Source organism: Streptomyces odontomachicola (genome assembly GCF_039605595.1).
In the GTDB taxonomy this organism is placed as follows: domain Bacteria; phylum Actinomycetota; class Actinomycetes; order Streptomycetales; family Streptomycetaceae; genus Streptomyces.
The window spans coordinates 126,720-147,389 of sequence record NZ_JBCFOK010000009.1; the positions used below are offsets into that span (position 1 = coordinate 126,720).

Annotated in this window: 18 protein-coding genes and 1 tRNA gene; 9 read left to right on the plus strand and 10 right to left on the minus strand. The window is 69.4% G+C overall.

Annotation, left to right across the window (positions count from 1 at the left end):
* The first annotated feature begins 72 nt into the window (after window positions 1–72).
* Window positions 73–852: a class E sortase gene (locus tag ABEE00_RS18355; RefSeq protein WP_345746608.1), complete on the plus strand. Its 780-nt coding sequence runs from the start codon at window positions 73–75 to the stop codon at window positions 850–852.
* 147 nt (window positions 853–999) lie between these two features.
* Here ABEE00_RS18355 and ABEE00_RS18360 read toward each other — a convergent pair whose 3' ends face one another.
* The 10 genes from ABEE00_RS18360 to dnaA all read right to left on the minus strand — a co-directional run bounded on the left by ABEE00_RS18360 (window position 1,000) and on the right by dnaA (window position 14,410).
* Window positions 1,000–1,137: a DLW-39 family protein gene (locus ABEE00_RS18360; protein ID WP_345746609.1), complete on the minus strand. Its 138-nt coding sequence runs from the start codon at window positions 1,135–1,137 to the stop codon at window positions 1,000–1,002.
* A 124-nt stretch (window positions 1,138–1,261) separates the two neighbouring features.
* Window positions 1,262–1,335, minus strand: a tRNA-Ile gene (locus ABEE00_RS18365).
* A 95-nt stretch (window positions 1,336–1,430) separates the two neighbouring features.
* Entirely contained in the window at window positions 1,431–2,258 is an 828-nt protein-coding gene (locus tag ABEE00_RS18370; RefSeq protein WP_345746610.1) for a DUF3566 domain-containing protein, read from the minus strand.
* A gap of 42 nt (window positions 2,259–2,300) precedes the next feature.
* Window positions 2,301–4,958, minus strand: coding sequence for a DNA gyrase subunit A (gyrA, locus tag ABEE00_RS18375; protein WP_345746611.1), 2,658 nt, complete (start codon window positions 4,956–4,958; stop codon window positions 2,301–2,303).
* A 55-nt stretch (window positions 4,959–5,013) separates the two neighbouring features.
* Window positions 5,014–7,101: a DNA topoisomerase (ATP-hydrolyzing) subunit B gene (gyrB, locus tag ABEE00_RS18380; RefSeq protein WP_345746612.1), complete on the minus strand. Its 2,088-nt coding sequence runs from the start codon at window positions 7,099–7,101 to the stop codon at window positions 5,014–5,016.
* Between the two features lie 366 nt (window positions 7,102–7,467).
* A complete protein-coding gene (locus tag ABEE00_RS18385; RefSeq protein ID WP_451918613.1) occupies window positions 7,468–8,052 on the minus strand; it encodes a DciA family protein in 585 nt (194 codons plus the stop codon).
* Window positions 8,049–9,161: a DNA replication/repair protein RecF gene (recF, locus tag ABEE00_RS18390; RefSeq protein ID WP_345746613.1), complete on the minus strand. Its 1,113-nt coding sequence runs from the start codon at window positions 9,159–9,161 to the stop codon at window positions 8,049–8,051. Before recF ends, ABEE00_RS18385 begins: the two co-directional genes overlap by 4 nt.
* Window positions 9,162–9,199: 38 nt before the next feature.
* On the minus strand, window positions 9,200–10,084 hold the full coding sequence (gene gnd, locus ABEE00_RS18395) for a phosphogluconate dehydrogenase (NAD(+)-dependent, decarboxylating) (RefSeq protein WP_345746614.1): 885 nt from the start codon (window positions 10,082–10,084) through the stop codon (window positions 9,200–9,202).
* A gap of 272 nt (window positions 10,085–10,356) precedes the next feature.
* Window positions 10,357–11,487, minus strand: a complete 1,131-nt coding sequence (gene dnaN / locus ABEE00_RS18400; protein WP_345746615.1) for a DNA polymerase III subunit beta — start codon at window positions 11,485–11,487, stop codon at window positions 10,357–10,359.
* A gap of 832 nt (window positions 11,488–12,319) precedes the next feature.
* A complete protein-coding gene (gene dnaA, locus ABEE00_RS18405; RefSeq protein ID WP_345746616.1) occupies window positions 12,320–14,410 on the minus strand; it encodes a chromosomal replication initiator protein DnaA in 2,091 nt (696 codons plus the stop codon).
* Window positions 14,411–14,838: 428 nt separating this feature from the next.
* Here dnaA and rpmH point away from each other — a divergent pair, with 428 nt between their 5' ends.
* The 8 genes from rpmH (at window position 14,839) to ABEE00_RS18445 (ending at window position 20,657) form a co-directional block, all read left to right on the plus strand.
* A complete protein-coding gene (gene rpmH, locus ABEE00_RS18410; RefSeq protein WP_345746617.1) occupies window positions 14,839–14,976 on the plus strand; it encodes a 50S ribosomal protein L34 in 138 nt (45 codons plus the stop codon).
* 24 nt (window positions 14,977–15,000) lie between these two features.
* Window positions 15,001–15,381 (plus strand): ribonuclease P protein component, encoded by a 381-nt coding sequence (rnpA, locus tag ABEE00_RS18415; RefSeq protein ID WP_345746618.1) that lies wholly within the window; start codon window positions 15,001–15,003, stop codon window positions 15,379–15,381.
* Complete coding sequence (gene yidD, locus ABEE00_RS18420; protein ID WP_114016797.1) at window positions 15,378–15,668, plus strand: membrane protein insertion efficiency factor YidD; 291 nt, start codon at window positions 15,378–15,380, stop codon at window positions 15,666–15,668. Before rnpA ends, yidD begins: the two co-directional genes overlap by 4 nt.
* Before the next feature lie 3 nt (window positions 15,669–15,671).
* Window positions 15,672–16,844, plus strand: a complete 1,173-nt coding sequence (gene yidC, locus ABEE00_RS18425; protein ID WP_345746619.1) for a membrane protein insertase YidC — start codon at window positions 15,672–15,674, stop codon at window positions 16,842–16,844.
* 17 nt (window positions 16,845–16,861) lie between these two features.
* Window positions 16,862–17,386 (plus strand): Jag family protein, encoded by a 525-nt coding sequence (locus ABEE00_RS18430; protein WP_345746620.1) that lies wholly within the window; start codon window positions 16,862–16,864, stop codon window positions 17,384–17,386.
* Window positions 17,383–18,156, plus strand: a complete 774-nt coding sequence (gene rsmG, locus ABEE00_RS18435; protein WP_345746621.1) for a 16S rRNA (guanine(527)-N(7))-methyltransferase RsmG — start codon at window positions 17,383–17,385, stop codon at window positions 18,154–18,156. The genes ABEE00_RS18430 and rsmG overlap by 4 nt, the downstream gene beginning before the upstream one ends.
* Before the next feature lie 270 nt (window positions 18,157–18,426).
* Window positions 18,427–19,491 (plus strand): ParA family protein, encoded by a 1,065-nt coding sequence (locus ABEE00_RS18440; RefSeq protein ID WP_345746622.1) that lies wholly within the window; start codon window positions 18,427–18,429, stop codon window positions 19,489–19,491.
* On the plus strand, window positions 19,488–20,657 hold the full coding sequence (locus ABEE00_RS18445) for a ParB/RepB/Spo0J family partition protein (RefSeq protein WP_345746623.1): 1,170 nt from the start codon (window positions 19,488–19,490) through the stop codon (window positions 20,655–20,657). Before ABEE00_RS18440 ends, ABEE00_RS18445 begins: the two co-directional genes overlap by 4 nt.
* The last annotated feature ends 13 nt before the right edge of the window (window positions 20,658–20,670 follow it).

A 20,670-nucleotide genomic window follows, 5' to 3' on the forward strand; every position in this document is an offset into this window, starting at 1 on the left:
CGCAGGCAGGACGCGGCCCGCGCGAGCATGACGAGTACGGCGGTACGGCGAGAAGCGGGCGGTTGAGACGCGGTGGCAGAGACCGGGCACGACGAGGAGACCACCGAGGACACCCGCGAGGACGCCACCGAAGCCCCCGAGGCCTCCGCGGCGCCCGCGCAGCGCGCCGGCCGCGTACGGGGCCGGGTGGCCACCGCCGTCGGCGTGCTCGGCGAACTCCTCATCACCGCGGGCGTGATCCTCGCCCTCTTCGTCGTCTACTCGCTGTGGTGGACCAACGTCCTCGCCGACCGCAACGCGCAGCGCGAGAGCGACCGCGTACGAGAGAACTGGTCGGCGAACAAGGACGAGGGCCCCGGCGCCCTGGACACCCAGGACGGCATCGGCTTCCTGCACGTGCCCTCGATGTCCAAGGGCGAGGTGCTGGTGAAGAAGGGCACCGGGCTCAAGGAGCTCAACGAGGGCGCGGCGGGCTACTACACCAAGCCGGTCAAGTCGGCGCTGCCGCAGGACCGTTCGGGCAACTTCTCGCTGGCGGCGCACCGCGACGGGCACGGGGCCAAGTTCCACAACATCGACAAGATCGAGAAGGGCGATCCGGTCGTCTTCGAGTCGAAGAAGAAGTGGTACGTCTACAAGGTCTACGCGACCCTCCAGCAGACCTCGAAGTACAACGTGAACGTCCTCGACCCGGTGCCCAAGGAGTCGGGCAAGAAGAAGCCGGGCCGCTACATCACGCTCACGACGTGCACGCCCGTCTACACCTCCACGTACCGCTATGTGGTGTGGGGCGAACTGGAGCGCACGGAGAAGGTCGACGCGGACCGCACGCCCCCCAAGGAGCTCCGCTAGCCCACGGGCCCCTGGAGACCCTGAGAGACCCTGAGAGAGGCGCTCAAGCCCCTGAGAGGGGCCCTGAGAGGCCCCGGAGGGGCACACACGCGACGAGGCCCCGGCGCCGTATCGGCGTCGGGGCCTCGTCGGATGTGTGTCGGGTGCTCACACGCCAGAGGAACCTGCGGGCACGGAGTCGGTCGCCTCCGTCCACAGATCCTGCTCGGCGCGATCCGCCTGGATCTGGCGGTACACGAGGAGCCCGCCGACGGCGGCCAGTGCGACCAGGAGGAGCTTCTTCACCGCGCTACCTCGTCCTTCTGAGAGACGTTGGGACCTTCTGGCGCCCGATAATACCCAACCGCCCTGTAACGCAAAGAAGTCGGCCCGACCGGTTTTCGATCTCCGGTCGGGCCGACTTTCGCTGTGCGGCTACCTGGACTTGAACCAGGGGCCTCATCCTTATCAGGGATGCGCTCTAACCATCTGAGCTATAGCCGCCCGCGCTGCACAAGAAGATTAGCGCACCTCAGCCCGTACGCCAAAATCCGTTCCCGGCAGCGGGGAAGAGCCCTCGCGGGCTCCCCTCCCAGGGCTCACTCGTCCTCGGCGAGGGTGAGCTCGACGCCGCCGACGAAGCCGGCGGACAGGTTGTAGATGAAGGCGCCGAGGGTGGCCAGCGCCGTCGCCAGCACCACGTCGATCACGGCGATGACGGTGGTGAACAGCAGCACTCGCGGCAGCGAGAGGAACGACTCCAGATCGAAGCCGCCGCCCTCGGCCGAGCCCGTCGCGTCGCTGATGGTGCCGCCCAGCGCGGTGAAGACGCCCATCGCGTCCATCACCATCCACAGCACGGACACCGCGACGATCGTGCACACACCGAGCGCGAGGGACAGCAGGAAGCTGACCTTCATGACCGACCACGGGTCGGCCTTGGCCACCCGCAGCCGGGCCTTGCGGACCCGCGGGACCGTACGGGCGCCGGTACGGGGCTTGCGCACCCCGCCGGGCGGCTCCGACGGCGGGGCCGGATACGCCTGCGGCGGGTGGTGCGGAGCCTGCCCCTGCTGCCCCGACTCCGCCTGCTGCGGCTGGGGTTGGGGCTGCGGCTGGGGCTGGGGCCGCGAGGACGACCGCGGCTCCGGCTGAGCCTGAGCCTGGGTCTGCGTCTGGCCCTGGACCTGGGTGTCGGCCTGGGTCTGTGCCTGTGCGGACTTCCGCCCCTGCCGGGACTGCTTGCCCTTCTTCGGCTGCCGCTCCTGCTTCTCCTGCTGCTGCGGCGGCTGGTTCTGCGGTTGCGGCTGAGGCTGGGGCTGCGGCTGGGGTTGTGCCCCCGGCCGCTGCCCCTCCGTCTCCTGACGTGAAGCGGACGGCTGCCCGCCCTTCGCTTCCGCCTGCGGGCGCGGCTGCGCACCACTCACGCCGTATCTCCTCGTCGTTCTGGACGGCCAGTCAGTGCTGGGTCAGTCCTGCTCGGTCGACGTGGCGGGAGGCTGCTCCTGCTCGGAGTCCGGCTCGGGGTCCGCCCCCTCGCCTGCCCCGGCCTCCACAGCCGCCTCCACTTCCTCGGCCTCCCGGCCGGCCTCGGCGTTCCGTGCGATGCCGACGACCGCGTCCTTCTTGCCCAGGTTGATCAGCTGAACGCCCATCGTGTCACGGCCCGTCTCCCTGACCTCGCTGACCCGCGTACGGATGACCCCGCCGCCGAGCGTGATGGCGAGGATCTCGTCGCTCTCCTCGACCACCAGCGCGCCGACGAGCGAGCCGCGGTCCTCCACGATCTTGGCGGCCTTGATGCCGAGGCCGCCGCGACCCTGGACGCGGTAGTCGTCCACGTTGGTCCGCTTGGCATAGCCGCCGTCGGTGGCGGTGAAGACGAACGTACCGGCCCGCACCACATTCATCGAGAGAAGCTCGTCTCCTTCGCGGAAACTCATCCCCTTGACCCCGGAGGTGGCACGTCCCATCGGGCGCAGCACGTCGTCGGTCGCGGTGAACCTGATCGACTGCGCCTTCCTGCTCACCAGCAGCAGGTCGTCCTCGGGGGAGACCAGCTCGGCGCCGATGAGCTCGTCGTCGCGGCCGTCCTCCATCTGCCGGAGGTTGATGGCGATCACACCGCCGGACCGCGGCGAGTCGTAGTCCTTGAGCGGAGTCTTCTTCACCAGGCCCGACTTGGTGGCGAGCACCAGGTACGGCATCTCCTCGTAGTCCCGGATGGCGCGGATCTGGGCGATCTGCTCGTCCGGCTGGAAGGCGAGGAGGTTGGCCACGTGCTGGCCGCGCGAGTCCCGTCCGACGTCGGGGAGTTCGTACGCCTTGGCCCGGTACACCCGGCCCTTGTTGGTGAAGAACAGCAGCCAGTGGTGCGTGGTGGAGATGAAGAAGTGGTTGACGATGTCGTCTTCCTTCAGCTTCGTCCCGCGCACGCCCTTGCCGCCGCGCTTCTGCGCCCGGTAGTCGTCGGTCTTGGTGCGCTTCACATAGCCGCCGCGGGTGACCGTGACGACGATGTCCTCCTCGGCGATCAGGTCCTCCATGGACATGTCGCCCTCGAAGGGGATGAGCTGGGTGCGGCGGTCGTCGCCGAACTTCGCGACCAGCGCGGTCAGTTCCTCGCTGATGATCGAGCGCTGCTTCTCGGGAGAGGCCAGGATCGCGTTGTACTCGTCGATCTTCGCCTGGAGCTCGTCGTGCTCCTGCGTGATCTTCTGCCGCTCCAGGGCCGCCAGGCGGCGGAGCTGCATCTCCAGGATCGCGTTCGCCTGGATCTCGTCGATCTGGAGCAGGTCCATCAGGCCCGTGCGCGCGACGTCCACCGTCTCGCTGCGCCGGATCAGCGCGATGACCTCGTCGATCGCGTCCAGCGCCTTGAGCAGGCCGCGCAGGATGTGCGCCCGCTCCTCGGCCTTCCGCAGCCTGTAGCGGGTACGGCGGACGATCACGTCGATCTGGTGGTTCACCCAGTGCCGGATGAAGGCGTCCAGCGAGAGGGTGCGGGGCACGCCCTCGACCAGGGCCAGCATGTTGGCGCCGAAGTTCGTCTGCAGATCGGTGTGCTTGTAGAGGTTGTTGAGCACGACCTTGGCGACGGCGTCCCGCTTGAGGACGATCACCAGCCGCTGGCCCGTACGCGAGGAGGTCTCGTCCCGCACGTCGGCGATGCCGCCGACCCGGCCGTCCTTGACCAGCTCGGCGATCTTCAGCGCCAGGTTGTCGGGGTTGACCTGGTACGGCAGCTCGGTGACCACCAGGCACTGGCGGCCCTGGATCTCCTCGACCTCCACCACGGCGCGCATGGTGATCGAGCCGCGCCCGGTGCGGTACGCCTCCTCGATGCCCTTGCGGCCCACGACCAGCGCGCCGGTCGGGAAGTCCGGGCCCTTGATGCGCTCCATCAGGGCCTCGAGCAGCTCCTCGCTGCTCGCCTCCGGGTGGTCCAGGTACCACTGGGCGCCGGCCGCGACCTCGCGCAGGTTGTGCGGCGGGATGTTGGTCGCCATGCCGACCGCGATGCCCGCGCTGCCGTTGACCAGCAGGTTCGGGAAGCGCGACGGCAGGACCGTGGGCTCAAGGTTCCGGCCGTCGTAGTTGTCCTGGAAGTCGACGGTCTCCTCGTCGATGTCCCGGAGCATCTCCATGGCCAGCGGCGCCATCTTGCACTCGGTGTACCGCATGGCGGCGGCCGGGTCGTTGCCCGGAGAGCCGAAGTTGCCGTTGGAGTCCACCAGCGGCATCCGCATCGACCAGTGCTGCGCGAGGCGTACCAGCGCGTCGTAGATCGAGGAGTCGCCGTGCGGGTGGTAGGTGCCCATGACGTCACCGACGACGCGGGCGCACTTGTAGAAGCCCTTCTCGGGGCGGTAGCCGCCGTCGTACATCGCGTACAGGACGCGGCGGTGCACCGGCTTCAGGCCGTCCCTGATGTCCGGCAGCGCACGCGAGACGATCACGCTCATCGCGTAGTCGAGATACGAGCGCTGCATCTCGGTTTCCAGGCTCACCGGCTCCAGGCGCGCGGCGGCGCCCTCCAGGGTCGGCGGCGCCGGGTCGTCCTCCGGCGGAGTGGGGACTGCGGGGGTCTCGGCGCCCTCGGGGACGGGGGAGTTCTCGTCGGCCATTGGTTAGCTCAAGTCCTTCTCTGTGTGCTGCGGCACGTGCGTCGGGCCGACGTGCTCAGATGTCGAGGAAACGGACGTCCTTGGCGTTGCGCTGGATGAACGAGCGCCGCGCCTCCACGTCCTCACCCATCAGGATCGAGAACAGGTCGTCCGCGGCCGCCGCGTCGTCCAGCGTCACCTGCTTCAGGACCCGGCTGCCCTGGTCCATGGTGGTGACCCGCAGCTCCTCGGCGTTCATCTCGCCCAGACCCTTGAAGCGCTGGATCGAGTCGTCCTTGATCCGCTTGCCCTGCTCGCGGCCGAGCTGGATGAGGGAGTCGCGCTCGCGGTCGGAGTACGCGTACTGGTGCTCGTCGCGGCCCCACTTGACCTTGTACAGCGGAGGCTGCGAGAGGAACACGTGCCCCGCCTCCACCAGCGGCCGCATGAAGCGGAACAGCAGGGTGAGCAGCAGGGTGTTGATGTGCTGGCCGTCGACGTCGGCGTCCGCCATCAGAATGATCTTCTGGTAGCGGAGCTTCGAGATGTCGAAGTCCTCGTGGATGCCGGTGCCGAAGGCCGAGATCAGGGCCTGGACCTCGGCGTTCTGCAGGACCTTGTCGATCCGCGCCTTCTCCACGTTCAGGATCTTGCCGCGGATCGGGAGGATCGCCTGGAACTCCGGGTCGCGGCCCGACTTCGCGGAGCCGCCCGCGGAGTCGCCCTCCACGATGAAGATCTCGCACTTGGTCGGGTCGTTGGACTGGCAGTCCGAGAGCTTGCCCGGCAGCGAGGCCGTCTCCAGCAGGCCCTTGCGGCGCGTCAGGTCGCGGGCCTTGCGGGCGGCGACGCGCGCGGTCGCGGCCTGCACGCCCTTGCGGATGATGTCCGCGGCCTCGTTCGGATTCCGGTCCAGCCAGTCGGCGAAGAACTCGTGCGTGATCTTCTGCACGAAGGTCTTCGCCTCGGTGTTGCCCAGCTTGGTCTTGGTCTGGCCCTCGAACTGCGGCTCGCCGAGCTTGACCGAGATGATCGCCGTCAGACCCTCGCGGATGTCCTCGCCCGTGAGGTTGTCGTCCTTCTCGCGGAGCAGCTTCTTGTCCCGCGCATACCGGTTGATCAGCCCGGTCAGCGCCGCGCGGAAGCCCTCCTCGTGGGTGCCGCCCTCGTGCGTGTGGATCGTGTTGGCGAAGGAGTAGACCCCCTCGCTGTACTGGTTGTTCCACTGCATGGCGATCTCGACCGAGAGCATCCGCTCCTTGTCCTCGGCCTCGAAGTCGATCACCGTCGGGTGGACCAGCTCGCCCTTGCGCGAGTTGAGGTACTTCACGAAGTCGGCGATGCCGCCCTCGTAGTGGTACGTGACGGAGAGCTGCTTGCCCTCCTCGTCCACGTGCTCGGGGCGCTCGTCGGTCAGCGAGATGGTCAGTCCCTTGTTCAGGAACGCCATCTCCTGGAAGCGGCGGGCCAGCGTCTCGAAGGAGTAGTCCGTCGTCTCGAAGATCTCGCCGTCGGCCCAGAAGGTGACCGAGGTGCCGGTCTCCTCCGTCGCCTCGTTCTTCTGCAGCGGCGCCGTCGGCGTGCCCAGCTTGTAGTCCTGGGTCCAGCGGAAGCCGTCGGTCTTCACCTCGACCGCGAGCTTCTGCGACAGCGCGTTCACCACGGAGACGCCGACGCCGTGCAGGCCGCCGGAGACCGCGTAGCCGCCGCCTCCGAACTTGCCGCCCGCGTGCAGCACGGTGAGCACGACCTCGACCGCCGGCTTCTTCTCCGACGGGATGATGCCCACCGGGATGCCGCGCCCGTTGTCCGTGACCCGCACGCCGCCGTCCTCCAGCAGCGTCACGTGGATGGCGTCGGCGTGGCCCGCCATGGCCTCGTCGACGGAGTTGTCCACGACCTCCTGCACGAGGTGGTGAAGGCCACGCTCGCCGGTCGAGCCGATGTACATGCCCGGGCGCTTGCGTACCGCCTCGAGACCCTCGAGGACAGTGATCGCGCTCGCGTCGTACGACGGCTCGTCCGGCCCGGCCACGGGGCCGGACACGTCGGCATCGACGGCTGCGGCATCGACGGCTGCAACGTCAACGGCTTCGGACTGGTTGGTCTCGTTCTCTTGGGGATTGCCGGAATCGGCCACGAAGCGCCCTTTCTGGCACAGCACAGGCCGTCTCCAGGGCATGGCGGAGCGGCTGCGTCGTTCGACATGTTCCGCAACGAGGCGGGTTGCTCTCCAGTGTACCGGGAGCGGCAATGTGAATGGGGGTTTGCCGGTACCTGAGCTCGCATGTGCCGCCCTGAACTGCCGTGTGCCGACTCCCCATATGCGACCAGGGGGGCTGAGCGGCTCACACGGGCGCTCAGCGCTTTGGCTGTCAACGCCGCCGGACCGTGACCGAGGTCACGGCACTGCACCCCGGTCCCAGCGGTCCACACGCCTCACCGGCGGGCGCCGCCGGGGCCTCGCCACGGGCGCCACGACGGCCTCGACTCGGGCGTCTCCGGAGCCTCACGGCAGGTGCCCGGCGCCCTACCCGTAGGTGTCGCCAGGCCCCTTGCTGCCCGGCGCGCGCAGGGGTCCGAAGCGGTTGCCCGGCGCCTCGGGGCCCCGCACCTTGATCATCTTCACGGTGCCCTGGCCCAGGTCCTCGTTCAGCCGGGCCACCAGCCGCGGCGCCAGCAGCCGGAGCTGCGTCGCCCACGCCGTCGAGTCGCAGCGCACCGTCAGCGTGCGCTCCTCCTCGTCGTACTTCTGCGGCTCGCAGTGCTGCGCCACCTCGGGCCCCACAAGCTGCGGCCAGCGCCCCATCACGCCGCCCACGGCCGCCGGCGCCTCCCAACCCCGGTCCGTGATCAGCCTGTTGACCGCCGAGCCCAGCGACACCGGATCGCGCCCGTCCCGCCCCGAACCGGAGCGCAGGCCACCGCCGCGCCGCGCCTGCTTCTTCTGCTGCGCCGCCGCGCCCCGCGCCCGCGCCTGCTCCTTGGCGGCGCGCAGCGCCACCCGCGCCATGTCCACGCCCGAAGGCTCCGGTACGGGGCGCTCCTCGGGACCCGGCGCGCCCTCGCCCTCGGGCGCCGCGCCCCCGGACTCCTCGGGCAGCTCGCCGCTCACGCGCGCACGACCTCGCCCTCGGACACCGCATACCGCGCGCCCGCCAGCACCTGGGGCACGTCCTCCTCGACGGCCGCGGTCACCAGCACCTGCTCGCCGTGCGCCACCAGCTCGGCGAGCCGCGCGCGGCGCTTCGCGTCCAGCTCCGCGAACACGTCGTCCAGCACCAGCACCGGCTCGTGCCCCTCACCGCGCAGCAGGTCGTACGAGGCGAGGCGCAGCGCCAGTGCGTACGACCAGGACTCGCCGTGGCTCGCGTAGCCCTTCGCGGGCAACTCGCCCAGTTTCAGCAGCAGATCGTCCCGGTGCGGCCCGGCGAGCGTGACACCGCGCTCGACCTCCTGCTTCCGCGCCTCGGACAGCTCGGCCAGCAGCCCTTCGTACAGCTCCTCGCGCGAGCCGCCCGCCGGGCCCTTGTACTCCAGCGCCACAGGACCGCCGCCGGGCGCCAGCCGCTCGTACGCCTTGTCCGCCAGCGGCCGCAGTACGCCGATCAACTCCAGCCGCGCGGCGAGCAGTTCGGCGCCCGCCCTGGCCAGATGCTGGTCCCACACGTCCAGAGTCGACAGATCCGCGCCCTTGCCGCCGTGCCGGCGCGCCATCGCGGCCGACTTCAGCAGCGAGTTGCGCTGCTTCAGCACGCGCTCGTAGTCGGCGCGGACACCGGCCATGCGCGGCGAGCGCGACATGATCAGGTCGTCGAGGAACTTCCGCCGCTCCCCGGGGTCCCCCTTCACCAGTGCCAGATCCTCGGGGGCGAACAGCACGGTGCGCACGATCCCCAGCACGTCCCGCGGCTTGACCTGCGAGGAGCGGTTGATGCGCGCGCGGTTCGCCTTGCCCGGGTTCAGCTCCAGCTCGACGAGCTGCTGGCGGTCGCCCTGGCGCACGGCCGCCCGTACGACGGCACGCTCGGCCCCCGCGCGCACCAGCGGCGAGTCGGACGAGACCCGGTGGCTGCCCAGCGTCGCCAGATAGCCGACCGCCTCCACCAGATTCGTCTTCCCCTGGCCGTTCGGGCCGATGAACGCCGTGACGCCCGGGTCGAGGGTCACCTCGGCCCGGGCGTACGAGCGGAAGTCGGCCAGCGAAAGATGAGTGACGTGCACGTCCTGTGCCGACCTCCCCCTACTGACTGGACAGGTGGTTACTTCTTGTCGGCGCCCTCGACGGCGTGGCCGCCGAACTGGTTGCGCAGCGCCGCGATCATCTTCATCTGCGGCGAGTCCTCCTGGCGCGAGGAGAAGCGCGCGAACAGCGAGGCCGTGATCGCGGGCAGCGGCACCGCGTTGTCGATCGCCGCCTCGACGGTCCAGCGGCCCTCGCCGGAGTCGGCCGCGTAACCCCGCAGCTTGTCCAGGTGCTCGTCCGAGTCCAGCGCGTTGACCGCCAGGTCCAGCAGCCAGGAGCGGATGACCGTCCCCTCCTGCCAGGAGCGGAACACCTCGCGCACGTCGGTGACCGAGTCCGCCGCCTCCAGCAGCTCCCAGCCCTCCGCGTACGCCTGCATCATGGCGTACTCGATGCCGTTGTGGACCATCTTCGCGAAGTGGCCAGCGCCCACCTTGCCGGCATGCACCGAGCCGAACTCGCCCTCGGGCTTCAGCGCGTCGAAGACCGGCTGCACCTTGGCGACGTCGGCCGTGGAGCCGCCGTACATCAGCGCGTAGCCGTTCTCCAGGCCCCAGACGCCGCCGGAGACGCCGCAGTCGACGAAGCCGATGCCCTTCTCCGCGAGCTCCTCGGCGTGCTTCTCGTCGTCGGTCCAGCGGGAGTTCCCGCCGTCCACGACGACGTCGCCGGGGGAGAGCAGCTCGGCCAGCTCGTCGATGGTGGCCTGGGTCGCGCCGCCGGCGGGCACCATGACCCACACCACGCGCGGACCCTTGAGCTTGTCCACCAGCTCACCGAGGCCGTGGACATCGGCGATGTCCGGGTTCCTGTCGTACCCGATGACGGTGTGGCCTGCGCGGCGGATGCGCTCACGCATGTTGCCGCCCATCTTGCCGAGACCGATGAGACCGAGCTCCATCAGTGCCCCTTCGTAGCGTTTCGTACCTGAGCCCGAGCGTACGCCCACACCCCTGCGCACACCTGTGGGCTCCACCTGCTCAGACGAGGCCCGATGCACAGGGTGTGGGCAGTCGTTCCGCAGGGGCGGAACGGGTGGGCACGCCCGGAACCGCACCCGCGAAGGGAACGCACCCCCGCACCCAGCCCGGCAAGCGGCGTCAGCCGCTGAGCCGCACCGGCATGCTGCGACTCAGCGAGGGCCGACCCTCGCGCTCCCAGCCGCTCAGCCGCTCAGCCGCTCAGCCGCACCGGCATGATCAGGTACTTGTACGCGTCGTCCGCCTCGGCGTCCTTCGCGGGCTTGCCACTCAGCAGCGCCGGCTTCGTCGACGTCGTGAACGAGAGCTGCGCCACCGAGGAGTCGATCGCGCTCAGGCCCTCCAGCAGGAAGCCCGGGTTGAACGCGATGGAGATGTCGTCGCCGTCCAGGTCGGCGTCCACCCGCTCCACAGCCTGTGCATCGTCGCTGGACCCGGCCTCCAGGGTCAGCACGCCCTGCTCGAAGCTCAGCCGCACCGGGGTGTTCCGCTCGGCCACCAGCGCCACGCGCTTCACGGCCTCCACGAAGGGCGCCGTCTCGATCACCGCGACCGAGTTGAACTCGGTGGGGAACAGCGTGCGGTACTTCGGGAGGTCGCCCTCCAGCAGCCGGGTCGTCGTGCGCCGTCCCGCGCCCTCGAAGCCGATCAGGCCCTCGCCCGAGCCGGAGCCCGAGAGCGCCAGCGTCACGCTGTCGCCGCTGCTCAGCGACTTCGCCGTGTCCAGCAGCGTCTTCGCCGGAACGAGGGCGACCGAGGAGGCGTCGGGGGTCTCCGGCTTCCACAGGAACTCGCGGACCGCGAAGCGGTACCGGTCGGTGGAGGCCAGGGTGACCGTGTCGCCCTCGATCTCGATCCGCACACCGGTCAGCACCGGCAGCGTGTCGTCCCGGCCCGCCGCGATGGCCACCTGCGAGACGGCCTCGGCGAAGACCTGCCCCGGCACCGTGCCGGTGGCGGTGGGCATCTCCGGCAGGGCCGGGTACTCCTCCACAGGCAGTGTGTGGAGTGTGAACTTCGAGGAGCCGCACACCACGCTGACCCGCACGCCGTCGGTGGAGATCTCCACCGGCCGATTCGGCAGGGCGCGGCAGATGTCGGCGAGCAGCCGCCCGGACACCAGCACCGTGCCGTCCTCGTCGACCTCCGCGTCCACCGAGACCCGCGCCGAGACCTCGTAGTCGAAGCCGGAGAGGCTCAGCGTGCCCTCCTCCGCCTTCAGCAGCAGGCCCGCGAGGACCGGCACCGGCGGACGTGCGGGGAGGCTCTTGGCCGCCCAGGCCACGGCCTCCGCGAGTACATCGCGCTCTACCCGGATCTTCACCTTCAGCCGCCTCCTGCTGTTGCCGGCAACTCGCCCTGCTGTCGTTCTGGGCGCCGGGCCGGGAGGCCCGATGCCGAAGACCAGTCTGACGCACGCCACCGACAGCCGTTGCCGCCGTGGGTCAAGTCGAGCCGAGGCGGGCCGGAGGCGAGCAGACCGAGTTGTGCACAGCACCCACTTCGATCCGAACTCCCCGGTCTATATCTGTCGTCGTAGTAATAGGGCTTGTGGAAACCGTGGATAAGCCCGTTTCCCCAGGTCAGAGCCCAAATTTTGTCCACCGGGCCTGTGGGCGCAGCGGTGGATGAACCGGGGTCAGCTGTGGACGCCGGAAAGTTACGCACACCCTGCCCACAGCAGGGCGGTACTTCCCCACAGCTCTGCACACAGGAATCCCCAGCTTTCCCACAGCCCAAACCACCACCTTGATGTGACCGCTTTCACTCCGACCGGTGAGAGGGCGCGTTGCGTTGCCGAACAGTGGACAGCGCTGTGGAGAAGCTGGGGACAAGGTGCCGTTCCCTGTGGGCGGGCGGTGGACAGTGCGGAACCCCCGGCTGTGGGCCGGAAGTTCATCCACACCCTGTGGAGATCGGTTACGCACAATTCCCCAGCCACCTGACCTCCGGGTATGCCGTCCCGACTGCCCTGCCTGTGGATGCCGTTGGGACAACTTACGGGTTCCCCAGGGTGTGGAGGGTGCGAATGCCCCGACGCTGTGGACTACCCGGCCTCTGACCTGTGGATTCGAACAACAAGAAGCCCCCCGGGAGTTGGGCCCGGGGGGCTTCGTCGTGCGCGGTCGTGCGTGCGGCCCTGAGCGGGCCGCGGATCAGCCGTTCTTGATGCGGTTCGTGAGCTCGGTGACCTGGTTGTAGATGGACCTGCGCTCGGCCATGAGCGCCCGGATCTTGCGGTCGGCGTGCATCACCGTCGTGTGGTCGCGCCCGCCGAACTGCCCGCCGATCTTGGGCAGCGAGAGGTCCGTGAGCTCGCGGCACAGGTACATCGCGATCTGCCGCGCCGTCACCAGCACCCTGCTGCGCGAGGAGCCGCACAGGTCCTCCACCGTGAGCCCGAAGTAGTCGGCGGTGGCGGACATGATGTCGCTCGCGGTGATCTCGGGCGTGGCCTCCTCGCCGCCCGGGATCAGGTCCTTCAGCACGATCTCGGTGAGCCCGAGGTCCACGGGCTGCCTGTTGAGCGAGGCGAACGCGGTCACCCTGATCAGCGCGCCCTCCAGCTCGCGGATGTTCCGCGAGATGCGCGAGGCGATGAACTCCAGCACCTCGGGCGGGGCGTTGAGCTGCTCCTGCACCGCCTTCTTGCGGAGAATCGCGATGCGCGTCTCCAGCTCGGGCGGCTGGACGTCGGTGATCAGGCCCCACTCGAAGCGGTTGCGCAGCCGGTCCTCCAGCGTGACCAGGGCCTTCGGCGGCCGGTCGCTGGAGAGCACGATCTGCTTGTTCGCGTTGTGCAGGGTGTTGAACGTGTGGAAGAACTCCTCCTGCGTCGACTCCTTGTCCGCGAGGAACTGGACGTCGTCGACGAGCAGGATGTCCATGTCCCGGTACCGCTTGCGGAAGGTGTCCGCCTTGCCGTCCCGGATGGAGTTGATGAACTCGTTGGTGAACTCCTCCGAGCTCACGTACCGCACCCGCGTCCCCGGATAGAGGCTGCGCGCGTAGTGCCCGATCGCGTGCAGCAGGTGCGTCTTGCCGAGTCCGGACTCCCCGTAGATGAAGAGGGGGTTGTACGCCTTGGCCGGCGCCTCGGCGACCGCGACGGCTGCCGCGTGCGCGAACCGGTTGGACGCCCCGATCACGAAGGTGTCGAAGAGGTACTTGGGATTCAGCCGCGCCGTCGGCTCGCCCGGCCCGGTCGCCGGCGCGGGCTGCGCCGCCAGCGGTCCCGGCGCCCCGCTCGGCGCGGGGAGCTGCGAGGGCCCGTCGTACCGCGGCGCCGGCGGCTGCCCCTGCGGCGGCACCTGATGCTGCTGCCCGTGCTGCTCGTACGCCTGCTGCTCGTACGGCTGAGGCTGCTGGTGCTGCTGAGGCTGCTGAGGCTGCTGCTGTCCGTGCTGGCTGTGCTGCCCGTGTTGGGCGTGCTGCCCGTGCTGCCCGTGCTGTTCGTAGCCGTGCTGCGGGCGCTGCTCGTACGGCTCGTACTGCTGCTGCCCGTGCGGCTGTTGGTCGTACGGGGCCTCGTACTGCTGCGGTGGGCGGTGCTGCTGCGGCTGCTGGTAATAGGTCTCGCGCGGAGCCTGCTGCCACCCGCCGCCCTGCTCGTACTGGGGCGGCTGCTCGTACTGCGGCTGGTGCTGCTGCGGCTGCTGCTCGTACGGCTCGTACGGGGCCGGTGGCGCCTGGGTCTGCGGCGCCTGCGGGTAGTCCGGGTACGCGGGGCGCGCGGTCGGCAGGTCGCGGTTCTCATAGCCCTCGTACCTGTCGGGCCCCTGGCCGCCGCCCTGACCTGCGCCCTGACCTGCGCCCTGACCTGCGCCCTGACCTGCGCCGCCCTGGCCCTGGCCGCCGCTGCTCTGGCCGCCCTGGCCGCCGCCCTGCTGCGCGGGGATGGTGGGCGCCGCCGGTGCGGCGGGCTGCTCGGGCGCGGGCGCGGCGGGAGCCGGCGCGGCCGGCGTGGGGGGCTCCGGTGTGGGGCCCGTCACAGTGATCGCGAGCCGGATGGGCTGCTGGCACTCGCGGCTGAGCGCCTCGCCGACCTTCTGCGAGAGCCGCTTCTCCAGGACGTCCTTGGCGTACTCGTTCGGCACCCCGAGCAGTGCGGTGCCCGACACCAGGACGAGCGGCTGGCACTCGCGGAGCCAGCGCTGGTCCTTGGCTTCGACGCCCTGTCCCTCGGAGAGGAGCTGTTCCAGTACGCGTGGCCACACTGCGGCAAGATCAGCAGGTAGGTCAGCCACGGGGCACGCTCTCTCACTCGCTGGGTGGGGGGTTCACTCGCCGCAGGGCCCGCATCCCACGAATGTGTGGTTCTCGGGACGCTCGGGAAGGAAGGGAAGTTCGGCCACGGTAGTCACGCGGACGTGCGCCATTCAAGTCGTTGTCCACAGGCTGTGCACGAGTGCAGTAGTGGGTGACCCCCGGTGGACGTGGTTTGACCGAATGGCGTAGCCGCGCGTACCGTGACCAGGTCGAGTTGTCGACGGCTATTGCCGCCTGCCTCCGATGGGCAAAGATCCCCGAAGTCACCGACGTCCTCGCGGGATTTCAGAAGCGGTGCACACTCGGGCGTTGCGAGCTACTCGTGGGCGCACGGTGACAGCTGTTCGACACCCCACAAGTCTGTCTCGTGGAGACGCGGGACACGAAGCATTCCTGGAGCCCCCGAGTGAGCAAGCGCACCTTCCAGCCGAACAACCGCCGCCGCGCGAAGACCCACGGCTTCCGGCTGCGCATGCGTACCCGCGCCGGCCGCGCCATCGTCGCGAACCGCCGGAGCAAGGGTCGCGCCAAGCTGTCGGCCTGAGCAGCCTGACCACAGGTCCATGACGTGCTGCCTACCGAGAACCGGCTGAGGCGGCGCGAGGACTTCGCGGCCGCGGTACGGCGGGGACGCAGGGCGGGCCGCCCGCTTCTCGTCGTCCATCTACGCAGCCACACAGGCGACAAGGACCCGCACGTGACGGGGGGAGACGACTCCTCCCCGGCACGTGCGGGTTTCGTCGTGAGCAAGGCCGTCGGCAACGCCGTCATACGCAACCGCGTGAAGCGCCGGCTCAGGCATCTGATGCGCGACCGCTTGAGCCGGTTGCCCGCAGGTAGCCTGGTGGTCGTACGCGCGCTTCCCGGTGCCGGGGAGGCGGACCACGACGATCTGGTCCGCGATCTCGACACCGCGTTGCGGCGGCTGCTTGGAGGGCCTTCGACATGAAGTACCCGCTGCTGTGGTTGATCAAGCTGTACCAGTGGACCATCAGTCCGATGCTCGGGCCGGTGTGCCGGTACTACCCGTCGTGCTCGCACTATGGCTACACCGCCATTCACCGGCACGGCGCTGTGAAGGGCACCGCCCTGACCGCCTGGCGCATCCTGCGCTGCAATCCGTGGTCGCCGGGTGGCGTCGACCACGTACCCGCCCGGAAGCACCCGGTATGGCACCAGCGGATCCGCAGCCGTTGGCAGCAGCACCGGACCCAGTCCAACGCCCAAGGAGCCTGATTCGTGGACACGATCCTGAGTCCTCTCTATACCGCTGTCTCCTGGATCATTGTCCAGTTCCACACGCTGTTCAGTCTGGTCTTCGACGCGAACAGCGGCTGGGCCTGGGGTCTGTCCATCTTCTTCCTGGTCGTGCTGATCCGGATCTGCCTGATCCCGCTCTTCGTGAAGCAGATCAAGTCGACCCGGAACATGCAGGCGCTCCAGCCGAAGATGAAGGCGATCCAGGAGCGCTACAAGAGCGACAAGCAGCGCCAGTCCGAAGAGATGATGAAGCTGTACAAGGAGACGGGTACGAACCCGCTCTCCAGCTGCCTGCCGATCCTGGCGCAGTCGCCCTTCTTCATCGCCCTCTTCCGGGTGCTCAGCCACATCGCCGAGCAGAAGCCGGTCGGCGTGCTCACCCAGGACCAGGTGAACAGCGCGCGTGAGGCCAAGATCTTCGGGGCGCCGATCGCCGCGAAGTTCATGGACAACGCGTCCACGCTGCACGAGCTCGGCGCCACGCTGACCGACGTCCGCGTCGTCACGGTCATCATGATCATCATCATGTCGGCCTCGCAGTTCATCACGCAGCGCCAGCTGATGACGAAGAACACCGACATGACGGTGAAGACGCCGTTCATGCAGCAGCAGAAGATGCTGATGTACGTCTTCCCGGTCATGTTCGCCGTCTTCGGCATCAACTTCCCGGTGGGTGTCCTCGTCTACTGGCTGACCACCAACGTCTGGACCTTCGGCCAGCAGATGTACGTGATCAAGCGCAACCCCACCCCGGGTTCGCTCGCCTTCAAGGAGCGCCAGGAGAAGCTGCGCGCCAAGGGCAAGCTGAAGGAGGACCCGGAGGAGGTCGAGGCGCGGGAGGCCGCCGAGGCCGCGCGCACCCGCCGCCAGCAGCCCAAGCGCCAGACCAAGTCGCAGCGCCAGTCGGGCTCCGCCGGTGAGGCGCAGGCCAGGAAGACGGCTGAGCAGTCCCCCGAGGACGGCGATTCCGCGGCCGTCTCGGACGCGCCCAAGAAGGCGGGCCAGGCGTCGCAGTCCGGCCAGAAGTCCGGCCAGAAGCCTGCGCAGAAGTCCGGCCAGTCCGGCCAGCAGGGCAAGAAGTCCGGGCAGAAGAAGTCCGGTCAGCAGGGCAAGGGCGGCTCGCAGCGTCCCAAGCACCCGTCGAAGAAGTAGCAGAAGGAGTCCACGCCGTGACGGACACGACCGTTCCCTCGCCGTCGGCAGAGGCCGCCCCTGAGGGCACCGACACTCTGACCCGCCTGGAACAGGAGGGGGAGATCGCGGCCGACTACCTCGAGGGTCTGCTCGACATCGCCGACCTGGACGGCGACATCGACATGGACGTCGAGGCGGACCGCGCCGCCGTCTCGATCATCAGCGACGGTTCAGGACGCGACCTGCAGAAGCTGGTGGGCCGTGACGGCGAGGTGCTGGAGGCCCTTCAGGAGCTGACCCGGCTCGCCGTCCACCGCGAGACCGGCGACCGCAGCCGCCTGATGCTGGACGTCGCCGGCTTCCGCGCCCGCAAGCGCGAGGAGCTCACCGAGCTCGGCACCAAGGCCGTCGAGGAGGCCAAGGGCTCCGGCGAGCGCGTGAAGCTCAAGCCCATGACGCCCTTCGAGCGCAAGGTCGTGCACGACGCGGTCAAGGCCGCGGGCCTGCGGAGCGAGTCCGAGGGTGAGGAGCCGCAACGTTGTGTGGTTGTGCTCCCGTGAATGAGCCGGCCGAATCAGCGGAGCAGGCGGAAGAGCAGCCTGCGGAGCTTCCCCCCGCGCCCGACGCGGCGCTGAAGGTCTTCGGCGACCGACTTCCCGAGGCGGTGCGCTTCGGCGAGGTGCTCGCCGACGCGGGCGTGCGCCGCGGCCTGATCGGTCCCCGTGAGGTGCCGCGCCTGTGGGAGCGGCACCTGCTGAACTGCGCGGTGCTCTCGGAGGTCGTGCCGGAGGGCGTGACGGTCTGCGACGTGGGCTCGGGCGCGGGACTGCCCGGCATTCCGCTGGCGCTGGTCCGCCCCGACCTCAAGATCACGCTCCTGGAGCCGCTGCTGCGGCGTACGACCTTCCTCCAGGAGGTCGTGGAGCTGCTGGGCCTCGACCATGTGACGGTCGTGCGCGGCCGCGCCGAAGAGGTGCTGGGCACGCTGCCCCCGGTGCATGTGGTGACCGCGCGCGCGGTGGCCCCGCTGGACCGGCTGGCCGGCTGGGGCGTCCCGCTGCTGCGCCCGTACGGGGAGATGCTGGCGATCAAGGGGGACACCGCCGAGGAGGAGCTGAAGGGCGCGCGTGCCGCGTTGCACAAGCTCGGCGTGGTGGAGTCCTCGGTGGAGCAGGTCGGCGAGGGCGTCGTGGACCCGCTGTCCACCGTCGTACGGGTCGAGGTCGGCGAGAGCCCGGGCGGCGTGCGCTTCGCGGCGAAGCGGGCCAAGGCGCAGAAGGCGGCCCGTTCGGGGCGGAACGCCAAGCGCGGGGGCAGGCGCCGCCGCTGAGGGAGAGCGAGCGGGGCGATTCCGGCGATCAGGGGACGCCCCCTACTCCATAAAACCCCTTAAAACTACGCATACCGGAGTGTCGCGCGGGCCACAACGGCCCGCGCGTGCATCGTGTTTCACGTGAAACGCCGCTCACTCCTGCAAGGAATCATCAGTCGTGGTCGCGCGGCGGCTGGGCCGCGCACCCCCAAGTCTCCGCGCACGTCCCGTTCTGAGGTGGAATCGGCCTCAACTAAGCGGGGTTCGCTGGTTCATGACGCCGAAGACATGGCAGGCTCTGTGCATAGCGAGCCTGATGTCGAGGAGAGTGAACCGTTGCGGTCCGACGCCAACATCGCGGGACCGATGGCCGAACCGGTCCCCGGCCCCCGTTCCGAATCGGTGGAAGTTTCACGTGAAACGCCGCCCCCGATGGACGACACGCCGATCGGCCGCGCCGCCCAGCAGGCAGTGGAGGCGATGAACCGTGCCGGCGAAGGGCTCCCCAGGCCGGAGGAGACCCGGGTCATGGTCATCGCCAATCAGAAGGGCGGAGTCGGCAAGACGACCACTACGGTCAACCTCGCCGCATCGCTCGCCTTGCACGGCGCACGTGTCCTGGTGATCGACCTCGATCCCCAGGGCAATGCGTCCACGGCACTGGGGATCGACCACCACTCCGAGGTGCCCTCGATCTACGACGTGCTGGTGGAGAGCAAGCCGCTCTCCGACTGCGTCCAGCCGGTGCCGGATGTGGAGGGTCTCTTCTGCGCCCCCGCCACCATCGATCTCGCCGGTGCGGAGATCGAGCTGGTGTCCCTGGTGGCGCGGGAGAGCCGTCTCCAGCGCGCGCTCGCAGCGTACGAGCAGCCGCTGGACTACATCCTGATCGACTGCCCGCCGTCGCTGGGCCTGCTGACGGTGAACGCGCTGGTGGCCGGCGCCGAGGTGGTCATCCCGATCCAGTGCGAGTACTACGCGCTGGAGGGCCTGGGCCAGCTTCTGCGCAACGTCGATCTGGTGAAGGGGCATCTGAACCCCGACCTCCACATCTCGACGATCATCCTGACCATGTACGACGGCCGCACCCGGCTGGCGTCGCAGGTCGCCGAGGAGGTGCGGGGACACTTCGGCAAGGAGGTCCTGCGCACCAACATCCCCCGGTCGGTGCGCATTTCCGAGGCTCCCAGCTACGGGCAGACCGTGCTGACCTATGATCCCAACTCCAGCGGTTCGCTCTCGTACCTGGAGGCGGCCAAGGAGATCGCCCTGCGCGACCCGTCCGTGAGCAACGCACAGGCGCAGCAGGCACAGGCACAGGAGCAGAGCACCATGGCGGAGGGGAATCGGTGAGTGATCGACGCAGGGGGCTGGGCCGAGGGCTCGGCGCACTGATTCCCGCAGCACCCAAGTCGGGCGAGGAGGGCGAGGCCGCGACCCCGGTCGGGGAGAACGGCGCCACCTCGCCCAGCGCCGTGCCCGTTCTGGCGCCCGAGCGCGGGGTGGCCGCCGCCAAGGTGGCGGCCCTCGCCGAGGGCGACGCGGAGCGGGAGGAGGCCGCCGCGTCCGACGGGGTTTCCCGTGAAACATCGCGCGCGGACGACTCCAAGGCGGCGAGCGAGGCCGAGGCCGCGGAGCTGGCGGCCGAGGAGAAGGCCACGGGGGCGCACTTCGCCGAGGTGCCCATCGACGGCATCACCCCCAACCCGCGGCAGCCCCGCGAGGTGTTCGACGAGGACGCCCTCGCGGAGCTGGTGACCTCCATCAAGGAGGTCGGGCTCCTCCAGCCCGTCGTCGTGCGGCAGCTGGAGAAGGACCGCTACGAGCTCATCATGGGCGAGCGGCGCTGGCGTGCCTGCCGTGAGGCCGGTCTGGAGCGCATCCCGGCGATCGTCCGCTCCACCGACGACCAGAAGCTGCTCCTGGACGCGCTCCTGGAGAACCTGCACCGTGCGCAGCTCAACCCGCTCGAAGAGGCGGCGGCGTACGACCAGTTGCTCAAGGACTTCGACTGCACGCACGACCAGCTCGCCGACCGGATCGGCCGCTCCCGCCCCCAGGTGTCCAACACCCTGCGGCTGCTGCGGCTCTCCCCCTCGGTGCAGCGGCGGGTGGCGGCCGGGGTGCTCTCCGCCGGTCACGCGCGGGCCCTGCTGTCCGTGGAGGACGGCGAGGAGCAGGACAGGCTGGCGCACCGCATCGTCGCCGAGGGGCTGTCCGTACGGGCCGTCGAAGAGATCGTCACCATGATGAACTCCGAGACGAAGAGCACCCCCAAGCCGAAGGGGCCGCGGGCCGGCAAGCGGGTCTCCCCCGCGCTGGACCACCTCGCGGGGCGGCTGTCGGACCGCTTCGAGACCCGGGTGAAGGTCGACCTGGGGCAGAAGAAGGGCAAGATCGTCGTCGAGTTCGCCTCCATGGAGGACCTGGAGCGCATCGTGGGCGAGCTGGCCCCCGGTGAGGGCGGAGTGCTGAAACAGCAGCTCGCCGACGAGCCCACTGAGGACAAGGAGTCCTGAGGGGTTCGAGGTC